General features: G+C 38.9%; 24 protein-coding genes. 13 read left to right on the forward strand and 11 right to left on the reverse strand.

The genetic code is table 11. The features are described from left to right. Nucleotides 1–8 precede the first annotated feature (8 nt). From ACFSR5_RS19215 to ACFSR5_RS19235, 5 genes are all read right to left on the reverse strand, one after another. Nucleotides 9–1796, reverse strand: a complete 1788-nt coding sequence (locus ACFSR5_RS19215) for a RagB/SusD family nutrient uptake outer membrane protein (RefSeq protein WP_380906096.1) — start codon at nt 1794–1796, stop codon at nt 9–11. A 17-nt stretch (nt 1797–1813) separates the two neighbouring features. After that, complete coding sequence (locus ACFSR5_RS19220) at nt 1814–5275, reverse strand: SusC/RagA family TonB-linked outer membrane protein (RefSeq protein WP_380906097.1); 3462 nt, start codon at nt 5273–5275, stop codon at nt 1814–1816. Between the two features lie 149 nt (nt 5276–5424). After that, nucleotides 5425–6489, reverse strand: a complete 1065-nt coding sequence (locus ACFSR5_RS19225) for a FecR family protein (protein WP_380906098.1) — start codon at nt 6487–6489, stop codon at nt 5425–5427. Nucleotides 6490–6574: 85 nt separating this feature from the next. Beyond that, nucleotides 6575–7132, reverse strand: coding sequence for an RNA polymerase sigma factor (locus ACFSR5_RS19230; protein WP_380906099.1), 558 nt, complete (start codon nt 7130–7132; stop codon nt 6575–6577). A gap of 350 nt (nt 7133–7482) precedes the next feature. Next, nucleotides 7483–8292 carry a LuxR C-terminal-related transcriptional regulator gene (locus ACFSR5_RS19235; protein WP_380906100.1) on the reverse strand — a complete coding sequence of 270 codons (810 nt, stop codon included), beginning with the start codon at nt 8290–8292 and terminating at the stop codon, nt 7483–7485. Between the two features lie 207 nt (nt 8293–8499). On the opposite strand from ACFSR5_RS19235, the gene ACFSR5_RS19240 reads away from it, so the two are divergent. The 11 genes from ACFSR5_RS19240 to ACFSR5_RS19290 all read left to right on the forward strand — a co-directional run bounded on the left by ACFSR5_RS19240 (nt 8500) and on the right by ACFSR5_RS19290 (nt 15512). Further along, nucleotides 8500–8952, forward strand: coding sequence for a hypothetical protein (locus ACFSR5_RS19240; RefSeq protein WP_380906101.1), 453 nt, complete (start codon nt 8500–8502; stop codon nt 8950–8952). A 10-nt stretch (nt 8953–8962) separates the two neighbouring features. Next, nucleotides 8963–9265: a hypothetical protein gene (locus ACFSR5_RS19245; protein ID WP_380906102.1), complete on the forward strand. Its 303-nt coding sequence runs from the start codon at nt 8963–8965 to the stop codon at nt 9263–9265. Nucleotides 9266–9492: 227 nt separating this feature from the next. After that, nucleotides 9493–9909, forward strand: a complete 417-nt coding sequence (locus tag ACFSR5_RS19250) for a hypothetical protein (RefSeq protein ID WP_380906103.1) — start codon at nt 9493–9495, stop codon at nt 9907–9909. 296 nt (nt 9910–10205) lie between these two features. Then, nucleotides 10206–10733, forward strand: a complete 528-nt coding sequence (locus ACFSR5_RS19255) for a hypothetical protein (RefSeq protein WP_380906104.1) — start codon at nt 10206–10208, stop codon at nt 10731–10733. Between the two features lie 12 nt (nt 10734–10745). Next, complete coding sequence (locus ACFSR5_RS19260) at nt 10746–10961, forward strand: hypothetical protein (RefSeq protein ID WP_380906105.1); 216 nt, start codon at nt 10746–10748, stop codon at nt 10959–10961. A gap of 258 nt (nt 10962–11219) precedes the next feature. Continuing rightward, nucleotides 11220–11768 (forward strand): hypothetical protein, encoded by a 549-nt coding sequence (locus ACFSR5_RS19265; protein ID WP_380906106.1) that lies wholly within the window; start codon nt 11220–11222, stop codon nt 11766–11768. A 42-nt stretch (nt 11769–11810) separates the two neighbouring features. Next, nucleotides 11811–12875 carry a hypothetical protein gene (locus ACFSR5_RS19270; RefSeq protein WP_380906107.1) on the forward strand — a complete coding sequence of 355 codons (1065 nt, stop codon included), beginning with the start codon at nt 11811–11813 and terminating at the stop codon, nt 12873–12875. Nucleotides 12876–12982: 107 nt separating this feature from the next. Further along, the gene (locus tag ACFSR5_RS19275; RefSeq protein ID WP_380906108.1) at nt 12983–13612 is read left to right on the forward strand and encodes a hypothetical protein; all 630 of its coding nucleotides are present in this window, start codon (nt 12983–12985) and stop codon (nt 13610–13612) included. A gap of 12 nt (nt 13613–13624) precedes the next feature. Then, nucleotides 13625–14083 (forward strand): hypothetical protein, encoded by a 459-nt coding sequence (locus ACFSR5_RS19280; RefSeq protein WP_380906109.1) that lies wholly within the window; start codon nt 13625–13627, stop codon nt 14081–14083. 20 nt (nt 14084–14103) lie between these two features. Beyond that, the gene (locus ACFSR5_RS19285; protein WP_380906110.1) at nt 14104–14721 is read left to right on the forward strand and encodes a hypothetical protein; all 618 of its coding nucleotides are present in this window, start codon (nt 14104–14106) and stop codon (nt 14719–14721) included. Between the two features lie 17 nt (nt 14722–14738). After that, nucleotides 14739–15512 carry a helix-turn-helix transcriptional regulator gene (locus ACFSR5_RS19290; RefSeq protein WP_380906111.1) on the forward strand — a complete coding sequence of 258 codons (774 nt, stop codon included), beginning with the start codon at nt 14739–14741 and terminating at the stop codon, nt 15510–15512. Nucleotides 15513–15646: 134 nt separating this feature from the next. On the opposite strand, the gene ACFSR5_RS19295 is transcribed toward ACFSR5_RS19290, so the two are convergent. The 6 genes from ACFSR5_RS19295 to ACFSR5_RS19320 form a co-directional block, all read right to left on the reverse strand. Then, nucleotides 15647–15937: a helix-turn-helix domain-containing protein gene (locus tag ACFSR5_RS19295; protein ID WP_380906112.1), complete on the reverse strand. Its 291-nt coding sequence runs from the start codon at nt 15935–15937 to the stop codon at nt 15647–15649. Between the two features lie 141 nt (nt 15938–16078). Continuing rightward, entirely contained in the window at nt 16079–16540 is a 462-nt protein-coding gene (locus ACFSR5_RS19300; RefSeq protein WP_380906113.1) for a VOC family protein, read from the reverse strand. A 432-nt stretch (nt 16541–16972) separates the two neighbouring features. Then, entirely contained in the window at nt 16973–17680 is a 708-nt protein-coding gene (locus tag ACFSR5_RS19305; protein ID WP_380906114.1) for a hypothetical protein, read from the reverse strand. A gap of 182 nt (nt 17681–17862) precedes the next feature. Next, complete coding sequence (locus ACFSR5_RS19310) at nt 17863–18480, reverse strand: hypothetical protein (protein ID WP_380906115.1); 618 nt, start codon at nt 18478–18480, stop codon at nt 17863–17865. 13 nt (nt 18481–18493) lie between these two features. Continuing rightward, nucleotides 18494–19285 carry a carboxypeptidase-like regulatory domain-containing protein gene (locus ACFSR5_RS19315; protein WP_380906116.1) on the reverse strand — a complete coding sequence of 264 codons (792 nt, stop codon included), beginning with the start codon at nt 19283–19285 and terminating at the stop codon, nt 18494–18496. Nucleotides 19286–19884: 599 nt separating this feature from the next. Further along, the gene (locus tag ACFSR5_RS19320; protein WP_380906117.1) at nt 19885–20163 is read right to left on the reverse strand and encodes a hypothetical protein; all 279 of its coding nucleotides are present in this window, start codon (nt 20161–20163) and stop codon (nt 19885–19887) included. 22 nt (nt 20164–20185) lie between these two features. Between ACFSR5_RS19320 and ACFSR5_RS19325 the strand changes: the two genes are divergently transcribed. Both ACFSR5_RS19325 and ACFSR5_RS19330 read left to right on the forward strand, forming a co-directional pair. Further along, nucleotides 20186–20371 (forward strand): DUF1348 family protein, encoded by a 186-nt coding sequence (locus ACFSR5_RS19325; protein WP_380906118.1) that lies wholly within the window; start codon nt 20186–20188, stop codon nt 20369–20371. A 33-nt stretch (nt 20372–20404) separates the two neighbouring features. Continuing rightward, nucleotides 20405–20989, forward strand: a complete 585-nt coding sequence (locus ACFSR5_RS19330) for a Crp/Fnr family transcriptional regulator (RefSeq protein WP_380906119.1) — start codon at nt 20405–20407, stop codon at nt 20987–20989. The last annotated feature ends 43 nt before the right edge of the window (nt 20990–21032 follow it).

Here is a 21032-nt window from a genome sequence, read left to right on the forward strand (position 1 = left end):
CCCGTTTGTTATTTCCACTCCGGGTTCTGCGTTATTTTCGGATTCATTGCGATTTCGGCAGAAGGTATCGGATAAAGGTAGTAATAGTCAGGAAATGCCGGAGGTTGTCCTTCATAAGCGATATATCCCGCAGTAGCGCCATTGAGAAGAGGTATAGGTGCGGTCTGTGGCACATCCACCCCTTTTGTTAAATATCTTCCGAGTTTTTGTTTGGCCGCATAGTCCATTTTCTTCCATCTTCTCAGGTCATCAAATCGGAAACCTTCCCCCATTAGTTCGACAGCACGTTCTCTACGTATTTCCCATAACAAAGGAGCGACTTCCGGATCCCTACTAGGATCTACTGGTATAGCATCTATGTGAAGTGCCGCTACCTTTCCACGATTTCTAAGTTTGTTAACCGTTTGGTTAATGATATCTTGATCTATTTTCTGCAGTTCATAAGCCGCCTCCGCGTAGTTGACAAACACTTCACCCATTCTAAAAATCGGCGCATCGTTTATATCTTCGTTTTGCAGCATTTTAATTTTATTACTGAATTTATAAAAGCGATACCCAGTGAATGTTACATTAAAGGGTTGTCCGTTTGTATAGTCCGCGTAGTGAGGTTCCTGTCTTACTACCAATCCCTGCCAGTTTAGTGTAGGAAGTGTTTTTCTAGTGGCTACGGACAAGGTGTTCATGAGATCGATATATTCTCTATCGGCAGCTACTCCGGTATGTGCCCAGACATAACTTGGATGTGCCACCGTCACTTTAAAGGGTGGAGGTACGGTATAATATAACCTGATATCACGATTTCTAAATTCGCTATTTGGCGTTTTGTCTCCATCGAAGTTAGGACTTGTCCATCGGGATTGTCCATCCTTTAGCAAATATAAATCTACTGCAGCTTTCGTTAAATCCCAACGACCAGCCGAGTTTCTGGCCAAAGAGGACAACGTATGGGTGACCTGGTTGACCTCATATTGTTTGTAAAGCAGTACTTCTTGGTTATTCGCTAGCGACTCACTGTTAAATAGTTCGTCGTAATCTGCATGAAGATTAGGGAAATCCGTAATCAACCCTTTCGCGGCGTCCATGGACAATTGAAGGTACTTGTTGGCATCGCTTAAGCCATGATACTTACGCCAGGTGCCCTCCCGTAATCCAAATCGTGAGATAAGTGCCCTGACCACGTGTTTGGTTATGGTGTTTTTGCCATCACCATTTATTTTTATATTTTGCTCGGCATAGCTGAGCATATCCGCGATTTTTTGAGCGATTTCATCACGCGTCGAGGGTGTTCCGTATAAGACGTCGGTATCGCCGTCATCTATAGCATTTTCTACCCAGATGACACCACCATATTTGTTTAGCAGGTTCATGTAATTGTAGGCCTTGAAAAAATAACCTATACTTCGGATATGTTTCTTTTCCGCATCCGTCAGAACGGTTGATCCCTCAATATTGTCCAATAAGATATTGATGGACCTGATGTTTTCGTACGGCGCTTTATAATCTTCTGACGAGCCAGGGGTGACCATCCTGTTCCATAGCCAGTCTGAGGTTGCGTTCGTATTGGCTTTAGCAAATAAATCCCCATTTACTTCTGAGTCTGGTACAGCATTTCCATAGCCCGGAAATACACCGTAAAATTGCCATGCATAGGTGACGAAGTTATTGTAGGAGGTAAATGTCGTTTTCTCGACCAGTGATCCTTCCGGAGTTAAGTCCAACAGATTAGAACAGCTCACGCTCGAAAAACCGATAGCGGCTGCAAATGCTATACGTAAAAATGATTTTATAAATTTCATTGGAGTAGGAGTAAGGGTTAGAAATTAATATTAATACCAGCGCTGAATTTTTTTAGGTAAGGATATATTCCCCCTGAATTAATATTATCTGCATCCGCCTCAATTCCTTGCGGAAGTCTGTCAAATAAGAATAAATTCTCTCCCGTAAAATAAAGACGGATATTTTCAATCTTTTTCGTTTTTAACAATTCTTTACCCAGGTTATATCCCAGTGTAATATTACGGACACGCAGATAGGAGCCATCTTGTAGGTATTTGGTCTGAACACGGCGATTAGCTCCAGAGTTCAGTCCACCGTTGGCATACACGCGGCCATAGTAAGCATCCTGATTTTCAGGAGTCCAATAGTCTAATGTGTGTTCGTAAAGTGTCGAAAATTCATTAGTGAACGGCCAGATTACCGGGTTACTCATCCAAAGATCTCGTTTACCTACACCTTGCAAGAATATCGACAAGTCAACATTCTTATAGCTAAAGTTACCGTTGATGCCGAATTGGTAGCGTCTTCGGTTATTACCGATGACCTTCATATCTCCAGGGTTATTGATCGTTCCGTTCCCGGAAAATATGATACCGTCTCCGTTAAGATCTTTGTACAAGACGTCTCCGGGATTTTGTGCGACACCATTGAAGTAGGGAATACCAGGTTTTAGCGTGCCTCCAGTAAGGTCAGCTTTGAGTGAACCCGGTTCAAAATCATCCACGGTATAGTAGCGGTCTGTCACATACCCCCAGATTTCGCCCATTTCTTTATTTTGATAGTGGCCACTGATAGTACCAGCGTTATTTTCAAGTTTGGTTATGAAGGCTCTATTATCCGATAGATTGAAACCCAGCGAGTAATTAAAGTCGTTGATTTTGTCCTTCCACGTTAATTCCCATTCCCAGCCCTTTGATTCCAGATCTGTAATGTTCTGGAACGGAGCGGGAGCCCCCAACACTGCAGGAAGGCCTAGGGGTTGGAATAACATACCGATAGTCTGCCGTCTGAACCAATCGAAACTTGTTGTTAATCTATTGTTGACAAGTGCTATGTCAACCCCAAGGTTTAATGTCCTTACTTTTTCCCATGTAAAAGTGGAGGATACCAAGTCCGGACGATTAATGGTCAAGTAGCGTATCCCGGTCTCCGGGTTGATCCAGTTGGCATTTGTTGTTGACATTTCAGGGTTTACAGGGAAATAGTTTAAGGATTGATCCGTGTTGTATACCACCTGATTTCCGATCTCACCTAAAGATCCTCTTAATTTTAGCAAGGGTATCCAATTACGAACGGAAGACATAAACGCCTCCTCGGTCACATTCCACCCCGCAGATACCGATGGGAAGAATCCAAACCGAGCGCCTTCGAGGAAACGTGAAGATCCATCCAAACGACCATTGACTTCGAGTAGATATTTATTTTTGTAATCGTAGTTGATCCGGCCAAAATAGCCCAATACGGCGTATTGTCCAAATGCATCCGATACGTTCTGTGTACCACTACTGGTGCTTAACGATGGCGATGTCGGACTTAATATGTCGTATCGAGTGGCTGTAAATGTTTCGAAATGACTCTTTTCATAGTTGGTTCCCAACAAATATTTGAGATTATGATTGCCAATACTATGTGTGTAGTTTGCATACAGGTTTAACGCATTATAATTCGTTAGGCTATTCCGTCTTCGATAAAACTGATTGTTGAACAAGTATTCTTCCGTGTAGTTGTTCGGGTTCATGTACTTGTTTTTGGTTTGGAAGTACGTATTGTTTTCATTCTTTTTATTGAAGGTATATTCCGCCGTAATATTTAACCCTTTCAAAGGATTGTATTCCGCTTTACCAAAGAGGCGTAAATCATCGTTATAGTCCTTTTCCGGTTGTTCATATTTTAAATAATTGTTTGGCGTTCCGTAAGGTATCGTCGTGCCATCCATAGCTAGCGCATATCCCGGGTCGAGGTAAGAGCTGAACGTAATCGCCCGGTAGAACATTTCACTCATATTCATTGGGTTCGTTCTCTTGTCATTTTTGTAGAATATATTAGCACTTACATTGAAGTTTTTCGCCAGCTCCGTACTGACATAGGCATTTAGGTTGTATCTGCTGTATGTATCGTTTTTGGAGGTCATGATCCCGTCTTCGTCGGCATACATGCCAGATAATCTATAGGCTATTTTTTCACTTCCACCGCTGAATGATAGGTTATGAAGCTGTTCAAAGCCTGTAGTGAACACTTCACTATAGAGGTCATGCGTCTTTAACGGATATTTCGTATTCTCTACCGTGGTGATACCTTCTGGATATTTTGTAGGATCCGTTTCATATTCCTTCAGTAAGTTTAACCAAATGTCGACATTTTGGCCTGTCCAGTTGGTGGTATTTCCGAAATCTTTTAACCCTTGCACAAATTGCAATGGACTTGCTTTTTCGGGCAGCGTAGTTGCCTTCGACGACGTCAAATTGCTTGCGTAGTTAAATCGGGTCGGTTGGTTTTTTCCAGCCTTTTTCGTGGTCACTAAAATCACACCATAAGCCGCTCGAGCACCATATATGGAAGCTGCTGCTGCATCCTTAAGGATCGTTACGTTTTGAATATCCTTGGGGTTGACATCATCGATATTCATCGGCACATTATCCACCAATACCAATGGCTCCCCTCCATTAATGGACGTTACCCCTCGGATGTTTAATGACGTACCCTGTCCAGGTCTTCCACTACCAAATGTAACTTGCATACCCGGCATAGCACCCTGTAGAGCTTGGGAAGCACTACTTACTGGCCGGTCTCCCAGCACGTTGTCCATATCCACCGACGAAACCGCTCCAGTGAGGTTGGCTTTCTTTTGCGTACCGTACCCTACGACCACTACTTCGTCCAAGGAAGAAATGTCCTCTTGCATCACAATACGCATTTCTTTACTTGTTGTCGCGATTTCCTGATTCAGGTAGCCAATATAACTCACAATAAGTAGGGCATCGTTTTTACTTACGGTCAGTTCAAATTTGCCATTCGCATTGCTACTTGTTCCGTTGCTAGAGCCTTTTTCGGTAATGGAGACACCCGACAATGGAACGCCCGTATTATCAACAACGATACCGGTTATAGTCTGCCCCTGGGGTTTTCTTTCCAGAGGAGTGATCACCATCCTACTATCTTCCAGTTTTTTTAGCGATAGCCCTGCTTTATTTAATAAGGGGAGGAGTACCTGTGTCCACGGCTGGTTTGCAACATTGATGTTGCCTACTTCGCCTTCAAGCAAGAGGCCGTCTAGGTAAATGAACTTTACCTTGGTTTGTTTCTCGATTGATTTGATTACGCCTTTAAGATTACTGTCAAAAAGCCGCAAGGTCACTTTTTCTTGAGCTATGGAGTTGTTGGCCAAGACAGGAGCCGAAAAAATAAACAATAAACAAATGATTGACTTAATCATCAGTAGAATTTTTAACGATAAGGGAATCTGCACACGCGCATTGTTGGCATGTAAATTAATTTTCATAATTTTGATTTGATTGATGTTTAATAAAGTACCTTACTTTCTCAGGGCGCGGTACTTGTTAATTGATTAATCTTACGTGTAAAGGGTACATCTTTGATGTATCCTTTATTTTGTATTGGGGCTTACTTCATCACCATTGGTTTTTTATGTTAGTAAATGATAATTCGTTGATCTATTTTTTTGTATTTAAATTGGGCACCTCCCAACTGCAGTACCTTTAGCAGATCTTCTACACTTTTTTCCGTAAAAGTCCCCGTAACGGAAAGGTTGGTTAATGCCGTATTTTGTAATTCTATTTTTGTATCATACCATTTTTCCATTTTTAATAGCGCTGTTGATAATGCCTCACTATCGAAAGCCAGCTTCTCTTCTTTCCATGCTATTTCAGACGGCGTCTCATCTGGATTTTCTTTACCGAAAGAAGATCTTAAGATTTCATATTCTCTGAACTCTCTCTGTTCCGGGATAGATAGCTTCTCTTGGTTATGGGAAAGCGTGTTGTCCAGGATTTTTATTTTTTCGCCGGGTACGAGATGATAAACTTGCGTAGTGGATTTACGTTTATCGCTTACATACAACTCTATTTTGCCTTCAACGAGACTTGCTTCATAGCTGTCTTCGTCGCGGTACGATTTTATATTAAATGACGTGCCGACAACCTTTACTTTGATTCCTTTAGCAGCTATGATCATGGGCAAATCCTTATTCGGTGTCACATCAAAAAATGCTTCACCGTCCAATTCTATCGTACGGTCTGTTTTTCCAAACGAAGGAAGATAGGATATCGTGCTACCGCCATTTAGCCAAACCTCCGTGCTATCAGGAAGCGTGATTTTCTTTCGCTCTGCATTTTTTGTATGTATAGTCTTTGCCAGGGCCTGATCATCGATAGCAACGTTTTGTAGTCGGGGCACCAGGAAGAGAAGAATAGCTCCTACAACAGCAGCAGCAAGTGCAATCTTGTAGATCGGAAATTTCAACCATCTTTTCTGCAAAGTCGGAAAGGTGTTGTTTTCAGAAGAAATAACCTTATCAAATTTAGACTGTAACTCCGGTAAAGAGCTCTTTTTTACGTTTGATTTTGTTATCGTGTCAAATAGGAGACGGCGCTGCGCATCTTCTTCCAGATTTTTTTCCAGAAAAAATTGCTCCTCTGCACTCATCTCTTGTTTTAGATATTTATGCACAAGTTCGTAAAAATGATCTTCGTTCATGGCGGCTTCTTGGCTATTTGTAGGTAAGACAAATCAAGAGACCAAAATCACCAATAGAAAATTATATTTTTTTTAAGTATCCTGATTATGAGTTGTTTATTTTTTTTAAAAGGCCTCTAATATGAGCCAATGCCATTTGAATATGTCGGTCTACTGTGTTGGTACTCACTTCCATAATGACAGCAGCCTCCTTGTAGCTGAGCGAGTTATCCTTAATCAGGGTAAAAGCCATTTTCATTTTAGGCGGCATTTTGTCAATTATTTCTTCCAATTGTTTGCCAAACTCCTTGCTTAGCATCAGTTGTTCTGGGGTATACGGAGGTTGTACGGGCGATTCAGATTCTTTATACAGTGTTCGGATTTTCTGCTGGGATAGATGATTCAGCGAGCTGTTTTTTACGGATTGGAATAAATAAGTCTTTAAGTTAGATACCTGTTGGAATTTGTCTGCATTCGTCCAGATTTTCGACATTAGTTCGGATACGATATCTTCTGAAACTTCTACATTTTTTGTAATGGAGAGCGAAAAATGCAAAAGGTTGTCGTAGAAGTGAAAGAAAATCTTTTTAAAAGCCATTTCGTCTTTCAAGACAACAGCGTCCAAAATTTCCTCCCATTCGATATCGGCCATTTTCTCTAGCATCTGATTTTCCCCATTGGTCTAAAATATTAATAAAAATCGATATCGGTCAAGCAGTTTGAAAATCTGTCCCGTATCGAACAGATTTTCACCCTGTTTTTCAATAAAAGGGGGATTTATGGTGTTTCGGTTTTCTGTTTTTTGATGTTGATGTAATTTGACAGAAGGTGAAGGAGACGAATAGACATCATCTAAAAGAAATAAAATAGGAGATGAACTATCAGCCATTCATAACGTAGCGACCAAAAACTCTATGCCTGTTACCGTTACACATATTGCACGGTGTGATCAATTATTTTGTTTTGCAATCATCTAAACCGTCATTCTGACCTCAACAGATTACTTACCGCATTTTATATGAATAATTCGAGATTAGAAAAGAACAACAACTGCAAAAGTCCCCATTCGAGGCATTTACAGATAAACTCGCCCACATTTTTTGTTTCCGTTTTCTTAAAGAGATTTTTCCGGTGTGTCCGTACAGTAAAAGGCGATATAAAGAGCTTTTCGGCAATCTGTGGACTTGAGTTTCCTTTGGCCATCAAGGAAATCACTTCCATCTCCCGTTTGGAAAAAGAAGGAATATTATTTATTGCAAGTTCAGAAGAGAGATCGATCTGACAGTAATCATCGCGTGTACCTATGCCGGTAACCAGAACAATTTTGTTGTTTTTCTGTGTAACGTGATGAATATCTGTATGGATGTTCAATGCAGTCGATAATCTGCCCGAATCATCTTTAGCCAAATGTATGGCTTGATGATGAAATAGGTGATAACTACCGTTGGAAACACGCATGCGAAAACAATAAGACGTTTTCAGAAGAAGTTGATGCTCGAACCCTATCTCCTGCATTTTTACCAATGTGGCTTCCTCCGCCCGTAATACAAAATCCAGATCGTCCGGATGTATTTGGTCAATTATTTCCTTCACTGTCGTTGGCTGGCTCGTGAGCCCGTGAATGTCTTTGGTATTCTGGGACACTTGGGAAAGCGAGTAGTCGGCAATATTGATAATATAATGGTAATATGGACCAATTGCCAAAATATCCGATAGGTGATTCACGATACTATATGATTTTTCGGATTGAAAATTATTTGACAGTGCGTTGGGATAGCTCTCCCAAAGGTCAGCAAGAAGATGGCGATGTTTCTTGGGTTCCATAAACTATAAATATGTGGTCAATTAGTTGGTTTTGAAAAATACAGCCTGTTTGTGGCAGTTAAAAATATAGAAAAAGGTACAAAAATATTTGCGCTACGGCAATATTTCAGCGTTTGATATTCCAATGGTCCTAATATACCTCAATTGGGGTATAAGACCTTTCCATACTTTACCTTAATTTCGTATACAAGAGCTATACATACACCAATGGAACAGAAACGCTTTAAGGACCAAAATAAGAGATTAACAGAATTCAGGAAAGAGGTATTGGTCGTCTGCCCGGCTTGTCGGAAACAAGCTGTAGCGAGTGTGGATTATGAAAACGAAAAATCTCGATTGCTCTGCCCATCATGTGGCTATAACAAAGAAAGAACCACAGAAGCACGATTGTTCGGCATAAGAAGTCCAGTAGAGGTGGCCGCAAATCTTTATTTCGGTGCTGAACTGTGGCTGGTACATCCGTTTAAAGGAGACGTTATTTGGGCATATAATTATGCACATCTCGATTATTTGGAAAGTTATATCGCGGCCTCCTTACGGGAACATAAGGACCGGAGCCATTTTACGTTGCTCGAAAAGCTGCCCAAATTTTACCATGATGCCAAAAACCGAACTGCATTGTTGAAATTGATCAACAAGATGCGAAAGCGTTCACTCTAGCCTTGGATCTATGAAACGATTGTATGTGATTTTCTTTTTATTAGTATTTGGATGGATTCATTTTGCGTCAGCACAAGCGACTCAACCAAAAGATAACCTCCTGTTGGCAAAGGCCTATCTGCTTGATATTCAGAAGTCCTTATCTAAGAAGCAGGAAAGACCACAAAAGATCGTTATGCTTGATCGCTTAATCAGCCAAGGAAAAGCGTTAGACAAGGTATTTCACCGAGGTCAATTATCCAGTCTATCACGCTCTTTCATTTTATACTGCAATCGTTGGCACGCTACAAGTCTGATCTTAAAACTGCTGTAGAGAGCCCTATGGAAAGGCGGTATCTCGCGGAGAACATCCATTACTACTCAAACAGATCGATAATGTTCGTGCATCAAGGCAATAGGCATCCAAGTCGTGATCTATCTTAACATCTCTTCTCTTAAACGTGTATCTCAATAGATACTTTAAAAATACCCCATTTGAGGTATTTACATGCACGTGTCAAATATGGAACTTAGCAGTACTTATTAACTAAAAAAATGATTATGAAAACTATTGCCAAGATGATGTGCCTATTCATGTTTATAGGTTTTGTAGTTAAGGGCCATGCACAGAAGAAGGAAGAAACGGTCTACGCTTTTTGTTATTCCTATAAAACTGGGGATAAATTGTTCTATGTATCCAATATTGTAAACGGTGTTATAAATAGTGATATCTATTACGATGTAAATCGTGATGATTTGCAGCTTCAGTGGACGGCAAAGCTCAAGACGGTCGTCAATGATTATTACAATTGGGCAAATGTGTATATGGGGTTTCATGGCAGCACCCGTACGGATGGCTATGACAAAATTGATGAAGAACGTACAGAGATCATAGGCAAATTTAAGCAAGAAGGGTATACAATTCGTTATGTGAATACTTTTTCCTATCGAAAAAGTAAAAGAGAAGATGGCAATTAAAAAAATAACAGATGAAAACATTCTTAATACCAATATATTTTATTGTATTTCTGGGGTTTACAATGCAGAGCCAAGCACAGACTAAAGAAGAGACGATAGGTTGGTTGAAAGAAAAATTATCAAATAATATGTTGGGTAGGATTTCGTACACTGTCGATGTCAATGATAAAAAACACCATTTTCTACAAGCTCAATTGGATATTCTGTCTTGCTATTTAAACTAATTGGCAAAGATTAAAGATAGACTAGTATTGTTATCGACAGAGCTATCTTCCTTTGATTTTATACCAAAAATAATGAAAAAACTACTTATACTTTTTACGTTGTTCCTTGGATTAGGAACAGCTGAAGCACAAGAATCAAAACCGACGAAAGAAGAGACCGTTGAATATATCAACAACAAATTTGATAAACTCGTTTATCGCTCAAGCAATTCAGTTGCTGCTGATCAGATCGATTATTTGAACACCAAATTTGATGGCTGCAATTTCATTGTTAAGATGTCTTTCAAAAGAGTTATAGGTAAAAATGAATACTGTGTTGAAACTAACGATTCTTTTGAAATTCCTATAGATAAAATGGAGAAAGTAGAAATAATCGAATCTGGTTTGAGGTTAATGTCTCATCGAAATGCGAAATTAGTTAAACAAATAAGAGTGGGGACAAGCAAAGACTCCAATGGTACTTCTGAAAAGATTGATGAGAACGAAATATTATCCGCTGGATATCTTCCAATGTATCAGTCAGATGCTGACGAGTTAGTAAAAGCCTTCAACCACCTTCGTAAACTCTGTGGTGCCCCAGAGCCTATTTCTTTTGATTAAAATTTAAATAACATGAAAAATCTTATTTTACTACTAGTCTTTGTCACTTCATTGATAACAACCTTTGCACAGAGCATTACTTATCAGTTTATCTATTACAAAACCGGTACAGATGCGAAACCCATCTACTACTTTTCTGATCTCTTTACAAGCAAGGATTGGTCTAGTAACAAAGAAGAAATCAAATCGGAATTCAAATCCTTATTGGCAAAAGAAGGTATAGAGTAACCCCATTACTTATTCAGGAGGGGTTAACGGGGGCAAATTCAGCAGATTCGAAATTTAAGGCCAATGAGTTTAAGGAAATCATTATAAATCAGGATAAAGACAATTTCGAACGTATACAAACTCACTATTCGGCAAACAAAAAGGAGGTCTTTAATCCCTCGAAAAAGACAATTAACTTAAATAGATTATAATTATAGATTTTTCAATTTAAATGGTGGGATTTATTGCTTTTCAAACTTAATCCAGATAGCATATAATATGAAACAACTACTCATACTTTTCGTTTTATTCCTCGGATTAGGAATGGCGGAAGCGCAAACAAAAGACACTCCTCAAAGAATAGAGGAAAAGGAACTGGTGTCAGGAACAGAGCCAAGTAAAGATGCAACGGTTTTGTTTATAAAAACAAAATTGGCAAACGGTCTCTTGTGGTATACAAACCTAAGCTCAGTTCCCGGCAGTAACTGTGACAAATCTGCATTAGAATCCATGTTTAGGCCATCGTCTACGTCCTTTGTGACTAATACATTTGTATTTACGGCAACGTGTTCATACGACCCGACAATGACAGGTACACTTACGTTATTTCTCGATAAAGTAACTTCTATTGATATTGAGGGGAAGCATGGATTAACCCTAAAATCAGACAAGCCTTTTTTTGAAGTGATACACAATGGAGAAAAAATAAAACCGAACCTTAGCACTACCATTACATTTTTAGACGTATCAGACAATGAAAAAGTACGTAAAGCTTTTAAGCATTTATGTAAGCTGTTAAACATTCAATTGGTAGATGATATGTTTTAGGTCTTTTCCCGAAGAACCATTTAACCGTATTAAATCTTAATTATGGTCGCAAAATTAGTATTGCTATTCCTGTTCGGGTGGGTAGGCGTAGCTTGGGGACAGGAAGTTATTGAAAATAATTCAATAGTGTACGATTCAGACCGGAAGTCTAACCCGATATTTGATTCGCTAAATTATAATATACGTGAAAATCATCGGATATTACAATATCATGATCCAATTTTATATTTAGGTGCCTTTCCAATTTTTAGACCGGCCTCCGAACGTAGAACGCCGTTAGAAGACAGAGAGGGTAAGAAGGGATATTGGTTAGAAGGAGACATGAATTATCGCTTTGATCTGTATAAAGGAGCGTATTATAGCCCTGGGGCGACACGACCACTACGAGTGACATTTGACGCAGGTTTTACTGTGCGTATGACAAGAGATGAATCCAGTCCTTTATTGCCGACCAATAACCGTTTCGGTATAGGATTGGATTATATGCTCTCGGAATTATTCAAGCCCAAGAATTCGTCTATTAATTTTTGGCTGACTGTATTAGCACATCATTATTCAAACGGTCAATCCAAAACTGATTTTTTTCATGAGGACGGTCTTCGTAACAATTATAAAAATGGTGATTTCAGCACAAATTATATACGGTTTCTATGGTATATATCAAAAAGATGTCAGCATAATAATTTGTTCTCGGCGGGATTGGGCTACCAAAGAGATGGAGGGGTTGCTGGACCTTTTATCCTCGCCGAGGAAATGAAAAATGGTCACTATGGACAGAATAGGTTACTGCTCAATATTCAAGCTTTGCGGATACCCGGGTTTAGCATCGATGATGATGGTAATACCAGATGGCTGACTCGAAGAACAAAAATGTCGTTCAGGACGGAAATGTCCCTTATTTTGGACCAAGATTTAGTCGGTATCTCAACTACGAATAATCTATATCGGTTCGGAGCGCATAATTATTTTACTTACTTTCCAGCAGAAAAGGGGCGGGTAGGTCTGATGGTCAAGCACTACTTTGGGAGAGACTATATGAATATGCGGTATGACGATGTTGTAAACGCGTGGATGGTAGGTTTAACAATAGATATGAACAGATATTAACCTGCTTAAAATTTAATCCTGTTGCACATGTTCTAGTGCGCAAATAAATGGGGCTAGCAATAGAGCATATCTAAAAGACATCGAAATAAAGCTAACAAACATTAACCATGAAAAAACTACTTATACTTTTTATATTATCGTTAGGATTAGGAACCGTGAATGCACAGGCGAAGAAAACAGTGTCAAAATCAGCTGTTGCAGAGGGACAACCAATAGCATCTACCAAGGAGCAAACTCCTGCTGAGGCCAAAGGACCATCAAAGGAAGAAACAATAACCTACATTCACAATATTGTTAAAAATATTAAATATTACAATTTCGAAAGTGCCCCCAACATTAATGTAACCACCTCAGATAATACTATTTACGAAAGTGTTGTTTTAGATGGCTGCAATCTAATAATCACCTCGTTATGGGAAAGGAAGGCTACCACAAAATTAGGTTCCAGTCAAAGTAAAGGCCAACAAATTGTCACGGTTCCAATAGATAAAGTTGAAAAAATAAGTACAGGATTAAACTTTATAAAATTTTCTTATTACCAAGGAGAAGAAGCGATTAAGACAAAGCTAAAAGTCGACGAAGTGAACTACGCTAAATCCACAAAGGTTACAGAAACGTATTCACCGGATTATACAATAATTGGCAATGAAAACGAAGAGGTTTTTAATAACCTTGCAAAAGCATTAAATCACCTAAGGAAACTCTGCGGTGCTCCAGAACCCATTTCTTTTGATTAAATACTAGATACCATGAAAAAACTACTTATACTTTTCGCATTTGTCCTAGGGATAAGTGGGACGAAAGCCCAAGAAACAAAACCTTCATTTGAAGAGACGGTAAATTATATCAACAACATCTTTAAAGAAAACAAACATTTGAATATCAATGTTAAAGCTAATAAAAGCGTGAGAGGCGGAATTTGTCATGCCATTAGTGCTTCAAAGAATGGTAAAGTTATTTTTTATTCTCACTTTTCCGAGGCGGGGATATATAAGGAACACGAGTTGTTTACCATATTTTCTTTTAATTTATTTGATTTTGAAAAAATAGATATGCCAGATGATCATGATTGGAGAAATATATTAGACAAGAATAATAATAGCATAGGTTTAATATCTGATTTGCCAGCTACTTATGTGCCCAAATTAGTAAATGCCTTCAAGCATCTTCGAACCTTCTGTACAAAAGAAAAAGATCCATTTGAGTAATCTTAAAAGATTGATATGACATGCGCTACACCACACTACTTTACCTGTTGTTATCCTTCCTGAGCCTATCCGCTCAGGAAAACACACTCTACAAAGGAAAAAATGTCCGGACTATCCCCATTGTTGAGAAACGGGATAGTACTGGCTTGGATCCTTTCAAGGTAGCTCAACGGGTGGAACTAGTATTCTATACCAGTAATCGTATGTCCTGGAAGAACAGTGCCGGGAAAAATCTCGAAGAACTGCTCACGGATGGCCGTTTAAATATTCCTACAGATAGTATTGCGGGGCGAGTAGAGCTCGATTCTGCTCAATGTGCCGATTGGCAGCACACTCTGTACCAAAGCCAACTCTGCGACGAACTGCTGGTTGCAGGATGTTATGAACCACGGCACCTGCTCGTTTTTTACGACGACAGCAACAGCTCAGTCGGCTTTATAGAAATTTGTGTTAGCTGCGCCGGCGCTTGGGTAAGCCAAGGACTTCGATCTTTTGTTGTCTGCCCTGAACGCATGAGCGTATTGGAAGGTATGGTCGGTCAGATTGCTGAGAAGAGCAACTTAACAGCTTTCAAAAGTAATACAGAAAAAACGAGAAGCAAACGTGACCGTAAGGATAAACGAAATTCAATCCCATAAGAAAAAACTCTTGGATCATGAAAGGTAATGAAAACCAACTGGTTACTTCATGGGACAATTACCCGGAGATATTCTCTCCCGAAAAGGGAATGGAACACAAGCTCAGTTTAGTTGACCTATTGGCAGATTTCCTGTTTACAGGCAGTTATTATTACTATACCATCGATATACTTGGACAGGCACTTTCCAATCAGCATAGGAATATCCTCCAGGTACATGGCCTTACCGAGATGCCCCAGACTTTAAATGAGGTTATTGATCTGGTTCATCCGGACGATATGGATTTTGTGATCCGGGCAGAAGAGGCTGCCCATCGTTATATTCTCAGTATCGGTATTCAGCATATCCAATCGCTGAAGTGTTGCTATTGCTTTCGTATGCGTGTAGGTGATGGAACATACCGACTGTTTCATCACCAGTCTATTTCTATTGTAGTGGACAGCAAGTTTCGTATTGTGAAGAGTCTCAATATTCATACGGATATTGAACACCTCACTCGTGTAAATAACCGTATCGTCACCATTATGGGAATCAGGGGAAATGATGCATTCCATCAAATGACTATAAACGACAATAGAATGAACCCCCTTCCGGACTTAAACCTTACGTTGAGGGAGCGTGAAATCCTTCGTTATATCTCCAAAGGATTCTCCAGTGAAAAAACTGCAGAAATATTGGGTATCACAACAAATACCTGTAGGACGCACCGTAAAAATCTATTTCGAAAGATAGGCTGCCATAGCGTTGCTGGCCTCATTCATAAAGCGACAGCGTTAGGCCTTTTACCATAGTAACAAGAGTCCGGGAAAAGTGAAAGTATCCCAAATGACACAGTCCATTCTGGACATAATCACGTCGGGTTTGCCCACTTTTCAGATAGATGGCCTCTCAATAATTTCAATCAAGGGTATAAAAAGTGATGAGATTAGAATTCAAATGATATATTGACTTTGCCTCCCAATCCCTTTTCAACAACATCAAACAATGTTTTTAGTGTGATGTTACTTCCGTTATTTTCAATTTTCGAAATATACTCTCGTTTTTTATCGATGAGTTCGGCAAGCTGGGATTGGGTAATATTTCTTTCTTCGCGCGCTTTTTTAAGGAGCTGCCCAATTTTAAAAGATTCAAAATCCCGATCCAGCTCATCTCTTCTTTGGGTGCCTACTTTTCCGTAAACATCATCTTTAATATATTTCCAATTCTTAGTTTCCATTTTTCTATACCTTTTGTTCGTCAGAAAAGCCATATCTTTATGAGTAAATATACCTCCATATTTTGTGTTCAATTACCCCGAATTCGGGGTAATTAAAATCGGAATTATTTATTTTCTCCCAAACGCTCAGATATTCTAGTTTTAGAATTCAGCAATAATAATCTTTTTCATTCCCATCATTTTTTTAAATGCGCCGGGTTTTTTGTTGAGTTCCTCCCAATTTTCGGGACAAACCTGCCAGCTTAATCCGTATTTGTCTTTCAGCCATCCACAAACGCTCTCCTGTCCTCCACCCGATGTAAGAGCGTCCCAGTAGTAGTCTATTTCAGTTTGATCTTTACAGGGGATCATCAGCGAAATAGCCTCGTTAAATTTGAATTCCGGTCCGGCATTGATCCCGATGAAATGCATTCCCAGAATCTCAAATTCTACGGTAAGCACTTTTCCAGCGAAATCCTTCTGGAAATCAGCCAGTCCTTCGGCTTCTGAATTTGGATAATAAGTAATATTAATGATCTTGCCGTCTTTGAAAATCGATAAGTAATATTCTGCGGCTTCCTGTGCGTTGCTGTCAAACCAAAGGTTTGGAATTATCTTTTGCATAGCTTTATATTTTTGGTTATTATCACATTATTTGAGTTTTAATAATTTACAGTCTTACAAATTTATAGGATTTGGTCTTCGATCCACTTTCCATAAGATAAGAAATAATAACATTTACGGCTATTTGTCGGTATCTTCCCGCTACGGCTTAGATATACCACCTTTCCCTCCGTTTTTAAAATCTAGATCTTTCGAACAAGAAAAAGTTAGTATGCAAACTGATAGAAGATTAAATCACAAGAATTTTATCATATGTTTCTTCATACATGTTGTTTTCAATTTTTTGTTAATAAACAGATGTTATAATGTTTGATCTCTGAATAATATAGCTGCGGAAATACTACACATGCCGGCTAAGATAAACGTGGAGCTTTCGTAGTTAATTTGGAATATTGGAATTATGGTTATTGTTTTTATGTTATGAGGTATTTGCTATGTCAGTTCTTTCTGTAAAATTTCCGTTGGTATAGCTTTCATATATTTTGGAAGTAGCGAAAGCCTCTGCAATTTTTTCAAATTGCTTAAGGGGCTCAAATCTGGATTCCTGTCTTCAATAGAAACCGCTAAATGTAAATATTGGAGCTGGTTTAACCCTCGCAACGGGTCAATATTTTTAATCGCTTTCCCTGTACCACTCATTTTTCCGTGATCGATAAAAAGCTCTTTTAAATTAGTTAACTCTGAAACTGGAGCAAGGTCGTAAAGATTATTGATGCCATAGATATACAGTGTTTTTAAATTTTTCAAACCTTTTACAAAATCAATATTTTCAACCTTTTTAATATTTGCCAAGATCAAAACTTCCAGTGATTTTAAACCAGAAAGATTTGGAATTTCATTTTGTTGGTTGCTACTTATCTGTAGGTATTTTAAATTAGGCAAAGTGGTCAATACGGCCAGGCGTTCTTGGTCAATATCATTTACAGTTATTGCCTCTATATTTTTCCTTCCGCAAAGCGAGGACTGGTTCGTGTATTGGAGTTTAAATTTTTTAAGTGGCGTACCAAGACTTACCACTTTTGCAGTTTCCTGTAGCGCTGATAAGTCAAACGGTGCAGTAACCGTTTCTTCCAAAGTACCAAGATGAGCATAGACTCCGCCAGGTGCTTTTGTCTCTAATAAATAATTGTCCCAATTCATTTGCTGTCTGGTTTTTAATTTAAAATAATGTTCTTCTGATTTTCAACAAATATCCAAGCTTTTCAATAGTGAATAGTTAATAATCTAGTGTACACGAGGGTTTCTTTCAGTTTCCCATTGTTACCTGAAAATAGATCGTATTCAACATGCCGTTGTTTTCATTATAATAGTTTGGAATTATACTAGAGCCCATAATGCTCCAGATACCTATCCCTAAACATAAATGCCTCTGATGTCTCATCCACAACAAAATTCACCATCCGCTTTTCTACTCCTCCGTTATCACCACTATACTGCTGTGCATCGAAGGGTGCAGGGAACGGAAATTGATTGATAGCATCCATGTCCATTTGCGATTTAATGCTGTCGAGCTCCGCCTTGGTTATCTTTTTAAAGGTTTCTACCAAATAGGACCCAAACATATCGTACACCAGATTTGCGTATTCTACTGGTGTTATAAGCTCATTGAACCTATTAGAATAGCCGAAAATGGAAACTTCTTTGGTTGTTACGCCATTCAACTTTCTGTCTTTAAAAGCTGGGTGAAATTTAACGGTATCCGTATTGTAAACAGAATCGTAAAAAAACTTGTGCGTACTCCTGATCGTATCAAAATACAATGTAAAATCGTAATTCCCCTTTTGCATCAATTTTTTAGGTGTCAATACGTTTGCCCAAATAAAATCGAAAACTAAATGTGCAATCTGCCCGTCCACCCTTGGTCTTTTGAATAAAATGGAGGCTCTCGACAACCCTTCATCATCATCGATGCTCCAAAATCTGCTAATAGTTACTTCCATATGTTAGCTGTATTTATAATTGAGCTTTATAAGTAAACTTACCATTCTCTTCTAAAACGTAAGTCTCGTCCTTGAAAATGGGTTTTTCTTCCATCCAGTTACTGCTTGTAACTGTTATTTTGTCTTTTTCTATTTTGCTTGTTTTACCAAATGCTGATTCTGCTACTTCGTCATAAGCAATGTCCAGCTTGTCGACTATTCTGTTTTCCTTATTTACGGTAATCAAAGTTGCGAACAGCTCGTTTTCACCGCATTGATAGGAAACGACTATGGCGGCAAAGTTTTCAGAAAAAGGTATTTTATAGTGTAGCCTGAAATTCATTGCATCTTTACACTGGGGATCAAACTTGATCTGTTTAAGGAATCCTTGTGTGTCAGGTTCCCCGGAATTTTCAAAGTTGTCGAAATTGGTAGAGTCCATTATTGGAAAATGTCGAACGTTGAGCCCAATAAGTATATCGGCTCCGGCAGACTTCAACCGAACAATGGTGGTATCGTTTTCTATAAAATAGTACCTTATCCGTTCTCCGCTTTGTCTCCCGACAGACGGTATAGTGTCAGATTTAAATCCTTCTTTTATAAATATCAGGTTACCCAGCCATTCCGGGCTTCTGGCCAGCCTAAAATATCCGGTACTGTCGGTCGTTGCTACCGAGCTGTTCTTCCTTTCTTCCTCAAATATGGTTACACCTTGAATCGGCTTTTCGTTTTCATCCACTACTATTCCCTGATAAAAATTATTGGCCGAATTGCAGGAAATAAGTGTCAGTATCAGAATATAAAATAAGGGGTTTCTTAGGATCATATCAATTGGTTATTCCAGGATTAACACATCAAAGTCTTTGCCAAAATGTTAGGATTAAAAGCATTAATTTTAACAATTAAAAATTTGCAGATTTGCTTGGTTAGCTACTAATAAGCTGTTATCTCTGTAGCATAGTTTTCCGGAAGCGGAAAACAGTAGACGGTACATGGAAGTTGGCTAAATTGTCCGACAGGCGAGGGGGATGAATTTCGGACACCGGCCGACAGGATGCCCGATTCGGGAAAAAGGTAACGTTTGGCAAATCAACGAGCTTCGTAGCCACCTTTGCTGCAATACTTTTATTGACTGTACCTGAGTAATAACAAAATAAACACTTGGATTGTTCACATTCTCCTCATTGCCATAATGGTTTTTTTGGATATTTATAGGAAAATGCCACCTGGTTGTCTGAGGTATTGATATTAGCTGTATACTGGAAACCGTCAATAATTGAAAGGTCATGCAAGTTTGAAAAAAAAAATCTCCAGCCCGTTGGGTGTATTTTTTTCCAAAAACCTTGTGCCTACTAAACACTAACCTTTGATGCTCCCGAAACGAAACATAGCATACTCCGGCTCTTTACACGAATAAAAAAAATGTCAGGCATGAGGAATATAAGCATTGGAAATGGTATTGAAACAAAACTTTAATTCCCCTAATTGCTTCATGATACCCTTATCATGAAAATCTAGGTCGATGATGCAAATATCGGGTAGCGTTCTTAGTGAAGATAGCTGACTGTTCCCGTCTGTAATATTATCAGAGCGAAAGACAACATCTCCCCTCGAAGCAACGAGGTCGTCATGTATTAAATCCATCACTGGACTTTTATCGTTGATAAATGCAACGGTAGTTCGGTTTATGTTCTTTGTCTCCATATTGACATAGTTTTTTATTTGTATGGAGTGCCTGTACAATAAAAATAGAATTGCCGTTAGGTTTGAATATGAGTACAGAAACAAAGAGGGTAAATGGTTTAGAGCCTACGGAAACGAGAATTGGGAGTTTGATGAAAACGGCTTAATGAAAAAACGGTACGCAAATATCAATGACCTCGAAATAAAAGAGGCTGACAGGTATTTATAATTACTAAATTGTAAACGAAAACGGAATACTTATATGGTCGAAAATACTTTATTAAAAAACATCTCGAAATATATAGATCTTACGCAGGATGAAATTTTAGCTTTCGAGCGTTTTTGGACGGAGAAAACATTGGAAAAGGGGGACTATCTTTTGCGTAATGGCGATACCTGTCGTTATGATAGTTATGTCGTTTCGGGAGCATTAAAAGCATTTTACATCAACGCTGACAATGGCAATGAGGAAATCTTGTTTTTCGCTATCGACGACTGGTGGGCTTCTGACTTAGATAGCTTTTCCAAACAGAAGCCCTCAATATACAACATCCAAGCCATAGAAAGAACGACCGTTTTACAGATTAGCCACTATTCTTTTCAGCAGTTACTGGCTGAACTTCCCCGTTTGGAGCGGTACTTTCGGATAATATTAGAAAGTTATCTGGGCGCATTGCAAAAAAGAATTATCTATAACAATGTTCAGGATGCCGAAAGCAGATATTATGCCTTTTTGGAAAACTACCCAAACATAGCATCCAAAGTACCCCAATATCTGATTGCATCGTATTTGGGTGTATCAGCTGAATTTATAAGCCGCATTAAGAAAAAAAATAAACCGTCTTGACCTAGATCAATTTTTTCTCCATCAATTACCGTCAACTTTGCTT

The organism is Sphingobacterium suaedae, assembly GCF_042684625.1.
Classification (GTDB): Bacteria; Bacteroidota; Bacteroidia; order Sphingobacteriales; family Sphingobacteriaceae; genus Sphingobacterium; species Sphingobacterium suaedae.

Bases quoted from the DNA above. Each gene is read 5' to 3' on its own strand.
- ACFSR5_RS19275 (WP_380906108.1), top strand. From the start codon at position 12,983: ATGAAAAAACTACTTATACTTTTTATATTATCGTTAGGATTAGGAACC.
- ACFSR5_RS19285 (WP_380906110.1), top strand. From the start codon at position 14,104: ATGCGCTACACCACACTACTTTACCTGTTGTTATCCTTCCTGAGCCTA.
- ACFSR5_RS19295 (WP_380906112.1), bottom strand. From the start codon at position 15,937: ATGGAAACTAAGAATTGGAAATATATTAAAGATGATGTTTACGGAAAA.
- ACFSR5_RS19230 (WP_380906099.1), bottom strand. From the start codon at position 7,132: ATGCTAGAGAAAATGGCCGATATCGAATGGGAGGAAATTTTGGACGCT.
- ACFSR5_RS19320 (WP_380906117.1), bottom strand. From the start codon at position 20,163: ATGGAGACAAAGAACATAAACCGAACTACCGTTGCATTTATCAACGAT.
- ACFSR5_RS19270 (WP_380906107.1), top strand. From the start codon at position 11,811: ATGGTCGCAAAATTAGTATTGCTATTCCTGTTCGGGTGGGTAGGCGTA.
- ACFSR5_RS19330 (WP_380906119.1), top strand. From the start codon at position 20,405: ATGGTCGAAAATACTTTATTAAAAAACATCTCGAAATATATAGATCTT.
- ACFSR5_RS19260 (WP_380906105.1), top strand. From the start codon at position 10,746: ATGAAAAATCTTATTTTACTACTAGTCTTTGTCACTTCATTGATAACA.
- ACFSR5_RS19215 (WP_380906096.1), bottom strand. From the start codon at position 1,796: ATGAAATTTATAAAATCATTTTTACGTATAGCATTTGCAGCCGCTATC.
- ACFSR5_RS19235 (WP_380906100.1), bottom strand. From the start codon at position 8,292: ATGGAACCCAAGAAACATCGCCATCTTCTTGCTGACCTTTGGGAGAGC.
- ACFSR5_RS19280 (WP_380906109.1), top strand. From the start codon at position 13,625: ATGAAAAAACTACTTATACTTTTCGCATTTGTCCTAGGGATAAGTGGG.
- ACFSR5_RS19225 (WP_380906098.1), bottom strand. From the start codon at position 6,489: ATGAACGAAGATCATTTTTACGAACTTGTGCATAAATATCTAAAACAA.
- ACFSR5_RS19255 (WP_380906104.1), top strand. From the start codon at position 10,206: ATGAAAAAACTACTTATACTTTTTACGTTGTTCCTTGGATTAGGAACA.
- ACFSR5_RS19265 (WP_380906106.1), top strand. From the start codon at position 11,220: ATGAAACAACTACTCATACTTTTCGTTTTATTCCTCGGATTAGGAATG.
- ACFSR5_RS19305 (WP_380906114.1), bottom strand. From the start codon at position 17,680: ATGAATTGGGACAATTATTTATTAGAGACAAAAGCACCTGGCGGAGTC.
- ACFSR5_RS19250 (WP_380906103.1), top strand. From the start codon at position 9,493: ATGAAAACTATTGCCAAGATGATGTGCCTATTCATGTTTATAGGTTTT.
- ACFSR5_RS19300 (WP_380906113.1), bottom strand. From the start codon at position 16,540: ATGCAAAAGATAATTCCAAACCTTTGGTTTGACAGCAACGCACAGGAA.
- ACFSR5_RS19220 (WP_380906097.1), bottom strand. From the start codon at position 5,275: ATGAAAATTAATTTACATGCCAACAATGCGCGTGTGCAGATTCCCTTA.
- ACFSR5_RS19315 (WP_380906116.1), bottom strand. From the start codon at position 19,285: ATGATCCTAAGAAACCCCTTATTTTATATTCTGATACTGACACTTATT.
- ACFSR5_RS19325 (WP_380906118.1), top strand. From the start codon at position 20,186: ATGGAGTGCCTGTACAATAAAAATAGAATTGCCGTTAGGTTTGAATAT.
- ACFSR5_RS19290 (WP_380906111.1), top strand. From the start codon at position 14,739: ATGAAAGGTAATGAAAACCAACTGGTTACTTCATGGGACAATTACCCG.
- ACFSR5_RS19240 (WP_380906101.1), top strand. From the start codon at position 8,500: ATGGAACAGAAACGCTTTAAGGACCAAAATAAGAGATTAACAGAATTC.
- ACFSR5_RS19310 (WP_380906115.1), bottom strand. From the start codon at position 18,480: ATGGAAGTAACTATTAGCAGATTTTGGAGCATCGATGATGATGAAGGG.
- ACFSR5_RS19245 (WP_380906102.1), top strand. From the start codon at position 8,963: ATGAAACGATTGTATGTGATTTTCTTTTTATTAGTATTTGGATGGATT.